15 protein-coding genes and 1 pseudogene are annotated in these 14,380 nt (G+C 38.5%); 9 read left to right on the top strand and 7 right to left on the bottom strand.

From position 1 onward, the window contains the following. Window positions 1-204 precede the first annotated feature (204 nt). Window positions 205-471 carry a hypothetical protein gene (locus tag BN1082_RS11355; protein ID WP_090634338.1) on the bottom strand — a complete coding sequence of 89 codons (267 nt, stop codon included), beginning with the start codon at window positions 469-471 and terminating at the stop codon, window positions 205-207. Window positions 472-789: 318 nt separating this feature from the next. Between BN1082_RS11355 and BN1082_RS11350 the strand changes: the two genes are divergently transcribed. Both BN1082_RS11350 and BN1082_RS11345 read left to right on the top strand, forming a co-directional pair. Then, window positions 790-1,116: an antibiotic biosynthesis monooxygenase family protein gene (locus tag BN1082_RS11350; protein WP_090634336.1), complete on the top strand. Its 327-nt coding sequence runs from the start codon at window positions 790-792 to the stop codon at window positions 1,114-1,116. 107 nt (window positions 1,117-1,223) lie between these two features. After that, on the top strand, window positions 1,224-1,682 hold the full coding sequence (locus BN1082_RS11345) for an NUDIX hydrolase (RefSeq protein WP_090634333.1): 459 nt from the start codon (window positions 1,224-1,226) through the stop codon (window positions 1,680-1,682). 726 nt (window positions 1,683-2,408) lie between these two features. Here BN1082_RS11345 and BN1082_RS11340 read toward each other — a convergent pair. After that, window positions 2,409-3,629 (bottom strand): MFS transporter, encoded by a 1,221-nt coding sequence (locus BN1082_RS11340; protein WP_245640392.1) that lies wholly within the window; start codon window positions 3,627-3,629, stop codon window positions 2,409-2,411. Between the two features lie 193 nt (window positions 3,630-3,822). Between BN1082_RS11340 and BN1082_RS11335 the strand changes: the two genes are divergently transcribed. Continuing rightward, window positions 3,823-4,395 (top strand): TetR/AcrR family transcriptional regulator, encoded by a 573-nt coding sequence (locus BN1082_RS11335; RefSeq protein WP_090634328.1) that lies wholly within the window; start codon window positions 3,823-3,825, stop codon window positions 4,393-4,395. 346 nt (window positions 4,396-4,741) lie between these two features. Here BN1082_RS11335 and BN1082_RS11330 read toward each other — a convergent pair whose 3' ends face one another. From BN1082_RS11330 to BN1082_RS11320, 3 genes are all read right to left on the bottom strand, one after another. Beyond that, complete coding sequence (locus BN1082_RS11330) at window positions 4,742-4,939, bottom strand: YwbE family protein (RefSeq protein ID WP_090634325.1); 198 nt, start codon at window positions 4,937-4,939, stop codon at window positions 4,742-4,744. Further along, window positions 4,939-5,133 carry a hypothetical protein gene (locus BN1082_RS11325; RefSeq protein ID WP_090634322.1) on the bottom strand — a complete coding sequence of 65 codons (195 nt, stop codon included), beginning with the start codon at window positions 5,131-5,133 and terminating at the stop codon, window positions 4,939-4,941. Before BN1082_RS11325 ends, BN1082_RS11330 begins: the two co-directional genes overlap by 1 nt. A gap of 75 nt (window positions 5,134-5,208) precedes the next feature. After that, a complete protein-coding gene (locus tag BN1082_RS11320; protein WP_090634320.1) occupies window positions 5,209-6,024 on the bottom strand; it encodes a lipid II flippase Amj family protein in 816 nt (271 codons plus the stop codon). A 330-nt stretch (window positions 6,025-6,354) separates the two neighbouring features. Here BN1082_RS11320 and BN1082_RS11315 point away from each other — a divergent pair, with 330 nt between their 5' ends. Continuing rightward, the gene (locus BN1082_RS11315; protein WP_342666645.1) at window positions 6,355-6,978 is read left to right on the top strand and encodes a DUF3267 domain-containing protein; all 624 of its coding nucleotides are present in this window, start codon (window positions 6,355-6,357) and stop codon (window positions 6,976-6,978) included. A 160-nt stretch (window positions 6,979-7,138) separates the two neighbouring features. On the opposite strand, the gene BN1082_RS11310 is transcribed toward BN1082_RS11315, so the two are convergent. After that, window positions 7,139-7,594 (bottom strand): NUDIX hydrolase, encoded by a 456-nt coding sequence (locus tag BN1082_RS11310; protein WP_090634317.1) that lies wholly within the window; start codon window positions 7,592-7,594, stop codon window positions 7,139-7,141. Between the two features lie 340 nt (window positions 7,595-7,934). Here BN1082_RS11310 and aceB point away from each other — a divergent pair, with 340 nt between their 5' ends. From aceB to BN1082_RS27445, 4 genes are all read left to right on the top strand, one after another. Beyond that, window positions 7,935-9,527: a malate synthase A gene (gene aceB, locus BN1082_RS11305; protein ID WP_090634315.1), complete on the top strand. Its 1,593-nt coding sequence runs from the start codon at window positions 7,935-7,937 to the stop codon at window positions 9,525-9,527. Between the two features lie 32 nt (window positions 9,528-9,559). After that, window positions 9,560-10,843 carry an isocitrate lyase gene (gene aceA / locus BN1082_RS11300; protein ID WP_090634312.1) on the top strand — a complete coding sequence of 428 codons (1,284 nt, stop codon included), beginning with the start codon at window positions 9,560-9,562 and terminating at the stop codon, window positions 10,841-10,843. Window positions 10,844-10,990: 147 nt separating this feature from the next. After that, window positions 10,991-11,425: a YueI family protein gene (locus BN1082_RS11295; RefSeq protein WP_342666649.1), complete on the top strand. Its 435-nt coding sequence runs from the start codon at window positions 10,991-10,993 to the stop codon at window positions 11,423-11,425. Window positions 11,426-11,528: 103 nt separating this feature from the next. Further along, window positions 11,529-11,684, top strand: a complete 156-nt coding sequence (locus tag BN1082_RS27445; protein WP_176699745.1) for a hypothetical protein — start codon at window positions 11,529-11,531, stop codon at window positions 11,682-11,684. 552 nt (window positions 11,685-12,236) lie between these two features. Here the strand turns inward: BN1082_RS27445 and BN1082_RS11290 are convergent. After that, a complete protein-coding gene (locus BN1082_RS11290) occupies window positions 12,237-12,872 on the bottom strand; it encodes a lysozyme family protein (protein WP_090634307.1) in 636 nt (211 codons plus the stop codon). A 175-nt stretch (window positions 12,873-13,047) separates the two neighbouring features. Here BN1082_RS11290 and BN1082_RS11285 point away from each other — a divergent pair. After that, window positions 13,048-14,349, top strand: a pseudogene (locus BN1082_RS11285) (MurT ligase domain-containing protein); the annotation flags it as partial. Between the last annotated feature and the right edge of the window lie 31 nt (window positions 14,350-14,380).

Raw genomic sequence — 14,380 nt, 5'->3', positions numbered from 1 at the left:
AATAGATGAAACTACAATTTGCATCTATTTTCGGCACATTTCTAATTTAATCAAACGATTGATTGATTTTATGCCTTGGAACGTATCGAAAAACGATTATTTCTTTTAGAACGATAAAAAAGCAATTAGGCATTATTTATTGTAAGGAAGTATAAATACAAAAATAATGCCTTTTTTCAAAAACAGAGAAATTTTTATAGCTATTTATCTAGACTCTTTTTGCATATGATGCCATTTTTGATTTTGGTCATGACCATGTCCAAAGTGATGTTCGAAATGAGAAGCCATTCCGCCGCCAAAGCCAATTATCACTCCGAGCGCGAAGACACATACAGTATAAATCACACGGTGTTTTTGCTTTTTACGAAAATTTCCAAATTCTTCTTTTAACTCATTTTTAATCTCATTTTTCAGAGTTTCGTTATTATCTTGAAGTTGTTCTTGAGGCTGTTCTTGAAATTCATCAGACATCTTCCCACACCTCCTTTGTCCTTAATATATGGAGCCGTGATGTTTTCATTTCTTAAATAATTGTTAAATTTTTATGAAAATTCTTTCTATTAGTTTTGAAATGGCTTAAACTAACAAGTAAGTTTCTAAAATTGCATGTTGCAAGAATTTATTAGGGGTTGCTGAGGCAGCTTTTTTGTTTTTAAGCAAACGGATAATTAAGTTTAAGCAGGAAAATATTCGACTATTGCTTAATTATTAGGCAATGAAATTTATTTATGAAATTACTTGATGAACAAATAGAATAAAATACATTAAAACTTATTGGGGGAATTTAATATGAGTAAGATTGCAAAAACTCCTGAACCGCCTTATTACGCAGTGATTTTTTCTTCCCAAAGAACTGAAGGGGACAGAGGGTACGGAATAATGTCGGACAAAATGGTTGAGCTAGCTTCCCAGCAGAAAGGATTCTTAGGTGTAGAAAGTGCTCGTGATGAAGGGTTAGGAATTACTGTTTCATATTGGGATTCTTTAGAATCCATAAAAGAATGGAAAGAGAATGCAGCCCATAAAATAGCACAAGACAGAGGGAAAACAGAATGGTACAAAAATTTTTCACTAAGAGTTTGTAGAGTTGAGAGACATAACTTTTTTGAAATGTGATCATTGTTATCATATGGACTTGTTAAACAGGTAGCGTTTCTGTAAAAAGTGGAGATGCTTTTTTTTACAAGGGGATAGCCATTTAATTTCAAGAATTGGAGAAAAAAATGACTCAAAATGGGATAGTTTTAGTAGTTAGTGTTTCTATTATCAAAGATAACGATGTTTTGATAATAAAAGAAAATAAACCATCGGCAATACATAAATGGAATTTTCCATCTGGGCGTATTGAACACGAAGAAGACATTCTCAATGCTGCTTGTAGGGAGGTAAAAGAAGAAACAGGATTTGATGTTAAACTTACTGGCACAACGGGTGTATATAATTTTATTAGTAGTCTAAATAATCAAGTTATCTTATTTCATTTTACTGGTGAAATTACCGGCGGTTCATTGAAGCTTGAAGAGGGCGAAATTGTAGACAGTAAATGGATTAAGATATCTGAACTTATCAATCTAGATAATAAAGAACTTCGTGACGCGAGTGTAACAAAGCAAATAGCACAAAGATTAATTAATAGAGAATTTCATTCAATAACTGTTTTTAATGAGCAATTATGTAATTAATTCAATTTTCATCAACTATCATCTACGCAAATACAAATTTATTATCAGGTCATTAAGTAAAAGGGGACATCATGTCTCCTTTTTTTAGATTAGAGCGCTTTTCTTTTGGTAAAGCTTAGCAGCATATTTTCAAGGGAACGGACGGCGGTTAAAAAATCTTTATCAAAATAATCTACAAAATTGCTTGGATTATCCACTAATTCCTTAGCTTTATCTACAAATTTCTGATTATTTTCTACAAATATTGGAATTAAATTGAATGTAAATTATGTCTTGGGCACTAGCAAAGAGCCATATCCTAGTAAGGAGTAATAAAAAGCACTTAAGAATGTTCTAAAGGGTTCCGTTTTAGGTGACATTGAAAATGGCGAGTGAATTGACATTCGCCATTTTACTTTATTTTCTGGGCTTTTCACTTATGGGAAGGGGTTTGACAACAAAAATGACTTGTATTTTACTAATGACAATATCTATTGTACACGTAGAAATCTTTCAAATATAGTGTCAATTTGAGTGACATTTTAGCTGTTAATTTTAACAAATTTTATTCGACAAACGGGCCATTTTATGGTGTAAGGCCCTCAAACGAAAAACACCGACCTGCTATAGTCGGTGTTTTGTTTACAGTGTCTAGGAGAATCGACCCCCTAACCTCATCGCTGCCTGCAATGTGCTCTCCCGCCTTTGGGGATGTTCACTGTCCTGAATGAATCATATGCAAGGGTTTCAACGTCCTTTGCAGATGGTTCTTTTTACAGTAAGAAAGTAAAGTAAGGCTAAAAGAGGCATAACAACTCCAATTAGAGATGTGAAACTCCAGCCGCCATGGGCATAAGACCACCCGCCCAAAGAAGAGCCAATTGCTCCGCCAATGAAGAATATAGACATGAAAAGCCCGTTCAGTCGGCCTCTTGCTTCACTCCCCAATGAATAAATTGCCCGCTGACCAAGTACAAGATTTCCCGATACGGCCGCATCCAGCATAATAGCGGCAAGAATGAGCAATATGAGATCTGTTGTTGAATGGCCTTGAAAAAGTAATGCCAGCAAAAAAGACAAGATGGCAATAATCATTGCAAGTCCGGTCAAAAATCCGGTCCAGCCTTTATCCGCAAGTCTTCCAGCTATAGGTGCTGCTATCGCGCCTCCCATACCTACCAATGCAAACAAAGCGATGCCTTGCTGGGACATTCCGAAATAATCCACTAATCGTAAAGGAACCACAGTCCAAAACAGGCTAAAGGCTCCAAATAAACAAGCTTGATAAATGCCCCGTCGGCGTAATATAGGCGTTTGTTTTAAGAGGGCACCTAAAGAGCCAATTAATTTACTATAGTTTATCGTAGGTGAAGGACTACGCTCAGGGAGAATACGTGACAACAGAACTGTCAATAGAGCGATAACAATCGCCGAAAAAGCAAATACTATTTGCCATCCCCAAATGCTGGTTATAAAGCTTGCCAGCGGCCTGGCAAACATAATCCCAAGTAAGAGTCCACTCATCACGTTTCCGACCACGCGGCCGCGCTGCTCTTCAGACGCTAAATGGGCTGCATAGGGAACTAGGATTTGGGCTACGACAGACCCCAGTCCAATAAACAAGGACGCTGTCAGGAAAGATAGCGCATTGTGGGCGAATGATGCCACAAGCAATCCACATATCACAACAATTAGTGATACTATCACGAGGCGCCGATTTTCAAAAATGTCACTAAGCGGTACGATAAACAGCAGCCCTACAACATAACCGATTTGTGTTAAGGTGACAATTAATCCTGCTGCTGCGGAAGAAAGACCTATAGAGACACTGATAGGTCCTACCAGGGTTTGCGCATAATAAAGATTGGCAACGATAAGACCACATGCGGATGCTAACAGAAACATAATCCAGCTTGAAATGCGTTTACCCTCGATAATTTGATTCGTTTTCATTGTTATCCTCCCCATTTTCATTTTTTAGTGTGTGGCAGGGCAAGCAATTTTCAGCACTGCCATCCAAAATTAAATAATGAACGTATAGTTTATTAATTCATATTTAAATAATATACTGAACGTTTAGTTTTGTAAATAGCTATTTTTCTTCTTGTTGAATATTTAGTATAATGAACGTATAGTTTTTATTGTAAAGGGGAGGATTCGAGTGAATGCCAAAAGAGGACGTCCACGTAATGTTGAAACGCAAAAGTCTATCCTTTCTGCTTCATATGATTTGTTGTTGGAAAATGGCCTTGGAACAGTCACTGTAGAGAAAATTGCTGAGCGGGCAGGGGTTAGTAAAGCCACCATTTATAAATGGTGGACCAACAAAGCAGACGTTGTTATGGACGGCTTTCTAGCTGCTGCTGCGGCAAGACTGCCGGTTCCCGACACGGGTTCAGTATTTAATGACATACTTAAGCATGCCAGTAGTTTAGCTCGGTTTTTGACCAGTCGGGAAGGTAAAATCATTAAGGAGCTAATTGGTGAAGGGCAATTTGATTCAAAACTGGCGGAGGCATATCGAACCAGATACTTCCATCCTCGCCGGCTTGAGGCTAAGCAGCTTTTGGAACGGGGGGTTCAGCGAGGGGAATTAAGGGAAAATCTCGATCTTGATTTATGTATTGACCTCATTTACGGACCAATTTTCTATAGATTGCTAGTGCTAGGTGAAAATTTGGATGATGGTTATGTTGAAAATTTAGTGAAATATTCATTTACAGGAATTAATTAAATTTGAATAGATACCCTAATCTTACCCTTTGCTTAAATGAGTGGTGAAGCTGAAAATGATTATTTTGAAAATTGGTATTCCCATTTCGAGAAAGAGAACCTACTGATTAGTTTGATACTAAACTAAACCAGCTAATAGAAGCTTTTGTAATCTTCCACAATCGGGCGCTATTGTTGCACAAGACCTCAATATACACATATAAAAAACTTGCCAGTTACGGCAAGTTTTTTGCTTAATTATGCTACTTTTTTATTGCTAATTCGTGTGTCAATTTGGCTTGGAATTTTAAAATTACACTCCAAAACGGAACCCTTTAAGATTGTTCTTGAATGCTTTTTTACTTTTTTTAGGTTGAGTGGATTCCCTGTACCCTTCCAATCTGTCCATCTGTAAGCCTGACTTTGATACCGTGGGGATGGGTGACCGATTTGGTGAGAATATCTTTTACGATGCCCCTAGTAAGCTTTCCTGTTTTTTGGTCCGCTTTTAAAACAATATCAACAGTCATGCCAGGTAATATGTCTTTCCGATTTTGACCGTTCATTAGACACCCATTTTTCTACGGGTGTTGCTTGGTTTTTTCGTTTGCTGGCTTTTCATTTTTTTGGTTGAAAGATCGGCATTCCCATTCCCTTTGCCAGCGGAGGCCTGGTTCTTTTTCTTTTCAAGCTGCTGCTTCATTGCCTCTTGCAGGCTGATTTTCTTTTTTGGTGCTTCAGGTTGATTATTCTCTGTCATAAGAAATTCCTCCTTTTTGAATATGGTAGTTAGTTCAGTATAATCTATTTTCGATTATTTGTGAAAAGCACTTTATTAAATAAATTTCGAAAACCAGGCAACGTAATATGCTGCAGGAATAAATAGTAATTGAGCCAAAAGGGTTCCTGCTAATTTTGAACTTACCATTGTGATGGAGTAGCTTTTTAAATAAATATAATTGCTTTCATTCTTTACCACTCGGTCAGCTAAAACGGAAGCGACCGGGTCAATAAATATGGTTAAGAGGATCGTTGCTATTCCGTTTATAATACCGGAAGACATGACGGCTGCTTGAGCATAATCCTTTGGAACGAGCATCGAAGCGTACAAGGAAGAAAGAACTCCAACCGTGTAGATACCTGTAATAAGGACGTTTATGATAAAAAGACGTTTCGGAATGGTTTGCCATGTAACTCCTTTTAAATCTGAAAACCGAGGAATACGAATACAACTGAATACTTTTTTAAACCCTTTGATGTTGAACCATTTCCTTAATAACGAAATAATCGAGCCTCTTTCATTTGATAATTGCACAATTGCCCTTGAAAAAATACTGATAAAGGTAGGGAACAAAATAATACCTAAACAAACCCCAAGCGATGTAACGCCAAGGAGAATTCGATATTGATGGTCGATAAAAACCAATTTGTTTGCTTTCGGTGCTTCAGCAATCAGTTTCGCTGTTAACGGCTGCTGAAACATCGTCGAAAATCTGGAGATAATGACCATCGTGTTAAACAAGGAAAGTGCGGTTGCAATTAATCGAACCCTTGCTCCGGAAATCCTTGTGGAATAGGCTAAGGTTTCGATCATTGTAATAATCGATAGGAAAATTGAGATAATGACTAATTTGTTTGTTATTAAACTCATAATGGTTACTCCTAGAGATGAAAGTTAAAATCAATTTTATATTAATAGAATCAAAAAAGAAATGGACATTCTTTGAAGGAAGGAATTAAGTGTTTTTTTTAATAAATATAAAATTTGACTTTGAGTGGGTCACTGCTTAGTTCAAATAATTGTTTCAAAAACATCGTGTTATTTTATTCCAAATATGGTATGTTTATATTAATGTTATATTTTTACAAAAATTACAAAATTGGTTAGAAGGGAGGGAAATAATACTATATTACTTCAACGACAGCTACTTATGAAGATCGTTTAATTATTTTAGGGTTTAACAAGTACCCAACGTTTGAGGTGAGTATAATTAAGGTAATTCATAAGATACCAAAAAGTGATGAAAAGACACATTTATATCTAATTAATAATGGTTGGATTCAATTAAAAGAACCTAAAACACTTCTTATTGCTAGTATAGTATCCATTCCATTAATGTTAATAAATATATTAATTTCAATAGGAGCAATTAATATTTTCTCTCCTATTACTCTAAGGGAACTAGGGATTACAGGGAATACATTCGAAATAACCATCCATTTAGGTGCGATTATTGGATTTTTTGTATCATTGATCATTCACGAATTAATTCATTTAATTTTGATTCCAAATTTTTTTAAGTCAAATAAGACATTCATAGGATTAACACTCTTTGCTGGATTTGTTTATTCTGAAGAAGAAATTTCTAAAACGAGGTACATAATAATCACGATTGCCCCTTTCATCATCCTTTCAATTTTCTTACCTTTAATCCTTGGTCTATTGGGACTACTAACCACAACATTAAAAGTATTAATATTACTAAATGCTGCAGGATCTTCAGTTGATATTTTATTATTACTTTTATTAACTCAGGTACCAAAAGATTCAGTATTGAGAAGTAATGGGATGAAAACATATTGGAGGAATTTGCAAGCATCTTAAATAAATCAGGAGTCATTTTCTTCAGCGAATAATGGTGGTTATCACATAAAATCCCTTGAACATTAAGGTTTAATCGACCATTTTGCAAAGCTGTTTTGCTCGTTTAATCTTTCATCATAACTGATTTACGGCCGCTTATTCTGCGGCCTTCGTCTATCATTTATCGAGGTGATAGTAGGTGTTTATCGATTATATATTTGGCTTTCTCTACTAAATTAGAAGGTAGATTATTTAGCGGAAAAAACTTCAAATTTAAACTTTCCCTATCATTTATTGACAGCTCCCCATATATATCTTCAGTAAAATAAACTGTAGTAACTCCGAAAACTTCGTCTCCATTAGGATATTTATGACACTCTTGTTTTCCAGATAGAATATCTACGAACGTCAAACGATTTGCTTTTAATCCTGTTTCTTCAAATAATTCTCGTATTGCAGTTTCTTCTAAAGTTTCTCCATACTCCATGGCCCCTCCAGGTAATCCCCATTTTTTAATATCAGAACGAAGTTGTAGTAAAATTTCTTCCCTTTCATTAAAAGCAATAACAGTTGCACCTACCACCATAAGAGGGCGGGTTCCAATGAGTTTTCTCATTTCCTTTATATATCCACTCATATTTACTCCTTAATTATTTGCCATATATTATTTACTACTAATTCATAAGAAGAATGATAAGTCTTTCTTAATACTTTTTTTCTCTAAGTACAAATTTTTACTTTCTCAATATGTATTTTAGCACAAAGATTTCCATTTCCCTTTTAATGTCAAACAATATGGAGCATTTTTTAAATTTATATATACCAAAAATGGTATCCGTTCCATTTTTACCGTAAGCCACAGATAAATTTTCCTATTTATAAAAAATTTCTGAAAAGTAGTTCCATTTTTAAGGAGCGTGTTATATAATACGAAATGAGTAATGTAACTGTATTATAACAAAGAGGTGATCAAGTTCATGTCAACGCAAACACGGGGTATTGAAGTAGTGGGAGCCTTGAAACCCCAATATGATGAGATTCTAACACCTGACGCTTTGAAATTTATTGAAGAGCTGGAGCGGAACTTTGGGGAAAGAAGAGTAAAGCTGTTACAGTACAGGCAAAAACGTCAAGAAGAATTGAATAACGGGAAATTACCGGATTTCCTGCCTGAAACAAAACATATCCGTAATGGAGATTGGACTATTGCGCCGCTTCCAAAAGACCTTCGGGATCGGCGGGTAGAAATTACCGGGCCGACAGATCGGAAAATGGTCATTAATGCTTTGAATTCAGGTGCAAAATTGTTCATGGCTGATTTTGAGGATGCCACTTCACCAACATGGGAGAATATCGTCGAAGGACAAATCAACTTAAGAGATGCAATTAATAGGACGATTCTTTTTGAAAATCCGAATGGAAAAAAATATGTTCTAAATGAAGAAACAGCAGTGCTCATTCCAAGACCACGCGGACTGCATTTAGAAGAAAAACACGTACTAGTAGATGGAAAACCGATTTCAGGAAGCTTTTTCGATTTCGGCATGTACTTTTTCCATAATGTAAAGAATTTACTTGCAAAAGGAACGGGCCCGTATTTTTATGTACCAAAGCTTGAAAGCCACTTAGAAGCACGGCTTTGGAATGATGTCTTTGTTTATGCTCAGGAAGAACTTGGCGTCGCACAAGGAACGATCAAAGCAACGGTCTTAATTGAAACAATCATGGCTGCGTTTGAAATGAATGAGATTCTTTATGAATTAAAAGAGCACTCAGCAGGCTTGAACTGTGGAAGATGGGATTATATTTTCAGTTACTTGAAAAAGCTGCGTAACCATGAGGACGTCATTCTTCCGGACCGCTCTCAGGTGACGATGACAGTACCGTTTATGCGCTCCTATTCATTACTGACGATTCAAACATGCCATCGTCGTAAGGCACCAGCTATAGGTGGAATGGCAGCGCAAATTCCGATTAAAAATAACCCGCAGGCAAATGAAGAAGCGTTTGCAAAGGTACGGGCGGATAAAGAGCGTGAGGCACGCGACGGACATGATGGTACATGGGTTGCCCACCCAGGACTTGTACCTGTAGCGATGGAAGTGTTTGACCGTGAAATGCCGCAGCCGAACCAAATTCATTCATCGAAGCAACAGACAATCACTGTTACCACTAAAGATTTACTCGAAGTACCAGGTGGAACGATTACAGAGGAAGGTGTCCGATTAAACATCAATGTCGGGATTCAATACGTAGAGTCCTGGTTATCAGGTAGAGGGGCAGCTCCTATCTATAACTTGATGGAGGATGCTGCCACTGCAGAAATCTCACGATCACAGCTTTGGCAGTGGATTCGCCATAAGAAGGGCGTCCTGAACGACGGCCGGAAAGTGACTGCCGAAATGTATGAGCAATTGAAGTGTGAGGAATTAGGAAAAATTAAGCAGGAGCTCGGTGCCCAAGTATATGAGAAAGGCCGTTTTACAGAAGCTGTTGAACTATTTGATCGAATGATTTTAAATGATGACTTCGTCGACTTTTTAACCTTACCGGGATATGAACTTTTATAAAATTTTATTAGATTAATAGGAGGAATGGAAAAATGACAAATTCAAGAGTGAATGAGTTACAGGAAAGCTGGGAGCTAGATAGCCGGTGGAAAGGAATCACGAGGCCATACTCTCCAGAGGACGTCATTAAACTGCGCGGCTCGATCGATATCGAACATACTTTAGCGAAAAAAGGTTCAGAAAAGCTTTGGAAGTTTTTAAATGAAAAAGACTATATTAATGCCCTTGGCGCTCTTACTGGAAATCAAGCCGTCCAACAGGTGAAAGCGGGATTAAAGGCTATATACTTAAGCGGCTGGCAAGTGGCTGCAGATGCGAATCTATCAGGACATATGTATCCAGATCAAAGCTTATACCCTGCCAACAGTGTTCCAAATGTTGTCAAAAAAATTAATCAAGCTCTTCAGCGTGCAGACCAAATTCACCACGCAGAGGGTGACAACTCAATTGACTGGTTTGCCCCAATTGTCGCAGATGCCGAGGCCGGATTCGGCGGACAGCTAAACTGTTTTGAATTGATGAAAGGTATGATTGAAGCAGGAGCATCAGGCGTTCACTTCGAGGATCAGCTTTCATCCGAGAAAAAATGCGGCCACTTAGGCGGAAAAGTCCTTCTTCCGACGCAAACGGCGGTTCGCAACTTAATTGCAGCTCGTTTAGCAGCAGACGTTATGGGTGTTCCAACTGTATTAGTAGCCCGTACGGACGCAAATGCAGCAGATTTAATCACAAGCGATATTGATCCATATGATGAACCATTTATTACTGGTGAACGTACTTCTGAAGGGTTCTTCCGCACAAAAGCAGGACTGGACCAAGCGATTGCCCGCGGCTTAGCTTACGCGCCGTACGCAGATCTAATTTGGTGTGAAACCTCCGAACCAAATATCGAAGAAGCTAGACGCTTTGCGGAAGCCATCCATGAAAAATTCCCTGGCAAATTGCTGGCTTACAATTGCTCGCCTTCCTTCAACTGGAAGAAAAAGCTTGATGAAGAAACGATTGCTACATTCCAGCAAGAGCTTGGAAAAATGGGCTACAAGTTCCAATTCGTTACCCTCGCCGGCTTCCATGCATTGAATCACAGCATGTTCGAGCTTGCCCATGGTTACAAGGACCGCGGTATGGCAGCATACTCAGAATTGCAGCAGGCTGAATTCGCCAGCGAAGAACAAGGCTACACAGCAACCCGTCACCAGCGTGAGGTTGGCACAGGTTACTTTGACCAAGTATCAATGGTAATTACGGGTGGAACTTCTTCGACAACGGCCTTAAAAGGCTCGACTGAGGAAGCACAATTCACCGGCACTAAATAATCCTTTTCTGAAAAATCCTTCTTTCCTGTTTTGGAGAGGAGGATTTTTTTACATGAAGCGTACTAATCATGGGTAACAGCGTACCTTTTTTGCAAGGGAACATTTTCTGATGGTAAATCATACATAGTAATAGCCTCGTTAATGGAGATGATTTGTTTGAAAAAGCCGACGGTTGATGAAGTATTACAGCAAGGAATCCATGGCCCTTTGGAAACGAAGCCGGAGGAAAGACGCAAATTTTTAGGAACGTTAAGAGAACGAATCATTGTTGCCCTAAAGAAAAGCCAAGTACGAGAAAAGGACATTTATCCGCAAATTGAACAATCTATGAAAAAGAATAAAACTGCACGACTTTTTCTAAATGGAAGTCTCCGCTATGGAGATCTATCAAAGTACGTTAAACTGGCCACTAAATATAAGCTCGATTACACTATTGTCACCAATAAAGAACATGAAACAGATATAGGATTGGTTTTAGCCATGGACCAGGCGATTGATCAACCGGAAATTTACATTACGAGAAAATATTGGGAACAACCTAAAACCAAAAAAAGTCTGTTTGCAAGAATTTTTAAAAGGTAAGACCCCTGGGAACGACTCGTTTTCTGAACCCACTTGCTTTGTAAAAAAGGCATATAGACACTGAGATAGCGAATCAAAGCTATTTTTGCTGGAAAAAGCGGGGATGCAATCATTGAGAAAGTTTATCAACACCCGTATTGCGGAAAAAAGAGAGTGGGCGGTCGTTGAGAGAGGTGGTCAACGCCCGTTTTGCGGGAAAAAAGGTGGAACGGTCGTTGAGAGGGCGAATCAAAGCCCGTTTTGCGGAAAAAAGAGGTGAAAAGGTTGTTGAGGAAGGTGGTCAACGCCCGTTTTGCGGAAAAAAGAGGTGGAAAGGTCGTTGAGAGGGCGAATCAAAGACCGTTTTGTGGAAAAAAGAGAGTGGAAGGTCGTTGAGAGAGGTGGTCAACGCCCGTTTTGCGGAAAAAAGAGGTGGAACGGTCATTGAGAGGACGCATCAACGCCCGTTTTGCGGAAAAAAGAGGTGGAAAGGTCGTTGAGAGAGGTCATCGTCGCCTGTTTGGCGGAAAAAAGAGAGAGGACGGTCGTTGAGAGAGGTTATCGACGCCTGTTTTACATAAAAAAGATGTTAAAAGGTGATTGAGGATTCTCATTCTTGCAGGTTTACTTGAAATCATAAGCGAATTGTTTTCCACCACAAGAGTTGTGGTAGAATTTTCAAATTTGGTCAAATAGCAGGGATGGTAAGTAGGAATTGAGCTAAATAAAAGGAGTAGCTTCGTTAATGGAAACTACTCCTTTTTTATACGATTAGAAAGATAATTTCGACGCTCCAGTCCATACTTCGCTAAACGGGCGCCTTTCTCTTTTCTCAGTTCCCACTGCTGCCAGTTACTGGCACGGTATCAGCCAATAATTTCATGTTGTTTGTTACCTTTGTGCTATAAGTGAAGTCGCCATAGCAGTACGGATAACGGAAATTATTTTTATTATCGCCACAGGTGTAAATGTCTGGTTTTTTCTGAACTTGAAGGAGGGAGTATTTCTTCGCCAAATCCTCGCTATGTTTGCCCCCGTTTTGTGCCACAAAGTCGATATAGCCGACTCCCATGTTATACGCCTGTATGATGGTCGGGAAATCGACATTTTTCTGTTTTCCGTAAGTCAGCACCCGCTGAAAATGCTTCACACCAACTTGAATACTTTGTTTTGGATCCTGTATCGAATTCCTTGGCAAACCGGCAGACTCGGAAGCTTGCATCGGGTCGCCCCCTTTTCCGTGGCTTTCCTGCTGCATTAAAGCTACAACGACAGGGGTATATTCTTCTAATTGATATTTAGCTAATTCATTTTGTATGAAAGGTTGATATTTTTTTACATCAGCAAATGGGTCACTATTCAAATAATGTGGTGCTCGATGTTGAAATAAAATTTGAATCGTGGCTAAAGTGCAAAAAAGCAGTAGCAGGACGAAAATAGTTTTCCCACTCTTCCGTCTTCGTTTCATTCTGAACTCTCCCAAATTCCATATTCCTTTCCAATTATAAGGCAAGATTTACTCTATGTCTTTCATTGTGCACTAAACGAAAACCCCATAATTAACCAAAATCATAACAATCTTCCACCTGTCATATAATTTCTCTGATTACACAAAATATTTTTGATGGTATACTTTATTGGTAATGGCTAGTTTGACATATATTGGAGGAAAACAGATGAAAACACAAATGGCCATTTGGGCGGGGAAAACGGCAGGAGTATTGAGTAATCTTATGGGAAACGAAGGGACAACCATCCCAGGCATAGTTGCGAGAAAGTTAGATGGTGGATTTTTACGACACTTAAGAACAAATGCCAAAACCATCGTCTATATAACCGGGACAAATGGAAAGACTACAACAGCTAACCTACTAGCGCATCTTCTGCAGTCTACCGGAAAAAAAGTAATCGCTAATCTTGAAGGGGCGAATATGGTTACCGGTATCTCGGCTGTTATAGTCAGACATGCTCCTTTCATTGGCTGGTTCAAGGATGATGTGGCCGTAATAGAAGTGGACGAAGCAAGCCTTCCAAAAGTAGTGTCAGAATGCCCACCGGATTATTTAATCGTTACCAATTTTTTTCGAGACCAATTGGATCGCTATGGGGAAGTTGATATTTTAATTCAAAAAATGAAGGATTGTTTAAAAGAAATTGACGTGAAGCTCATTTTAAATGTGGATGATCCATTTGTTCATCGATTTTCTAGCCTCAAAAAAGAAAATATTTATGTTGGGTTAGGTGAAGATGCATGCGATTTTCAATCATATACAATGGGGGAGTCGAAATATTGCCCGGATTGCCAAAATGAACTTTCCTATCATACTCTGCATTTTGGGCATTTAGGACATTATCATTGCGACTGTGGGTTCTCACGTCCACAACCAGCCATAGAAGTGGATAAAGTGGTTCAGGATGGGAAAGAGATTCATTTGATCGTGAATGGCCAAGAATATCAGGTACCCTTGAGAGGGACGTATAATGCCTATAATGCTCTTTTTGCCATAGGTGCTTGCCAAGCTTTAGGAGAGGAATACGAGGAAATTCAGAGGGGGTTAACCTCTTTCGAAAAAGCAGATGGAAGAATGCAGGACTTTTACATAGGTGAAAATACTTGGAGACTCAATCTTGTCAAGAATCCTGCTGGGGCAAACGTTACCCTTTCCGAGTTTTTCCTTTCAAACGAAAAGAAACAGCTTATCTTTTGTTTAAACGACAATCCCGCAGATGGAAGAGATATTTCGTGGATTTGGGATATCGATTTTGAAATGGCAAACCGTGATGAAGTTGCAGTGTATATAGCTAGCGGTAAACGGGCATATGACGCTGCCCTCAGAATGAAATATGCAGGTATTCCAGAAGAAAAAATTGTGATAATACCAGCCTTGAGACACGCCGTTATTTTTGCAAAACAAAAGGGAATTCCTGCTTATTTCATGGCTACGTATACTTGTCTTACCCCATTGGTCAGCATTC

Source organism: Neobacillus massiliamazoniensis (assembly GCF_001048695.1).
GTDB lineage: Bacteria > Bacillota > Bacilli > Bacillales > Cytobacillaceae > Neobacillus > Neobacillus massiliamazoniensis.
The sequence above is the reverse complement of the archived record's forward strand: the minus strand, read 5'-3'. Positions and strand labels throughout refer to the sequence as shown.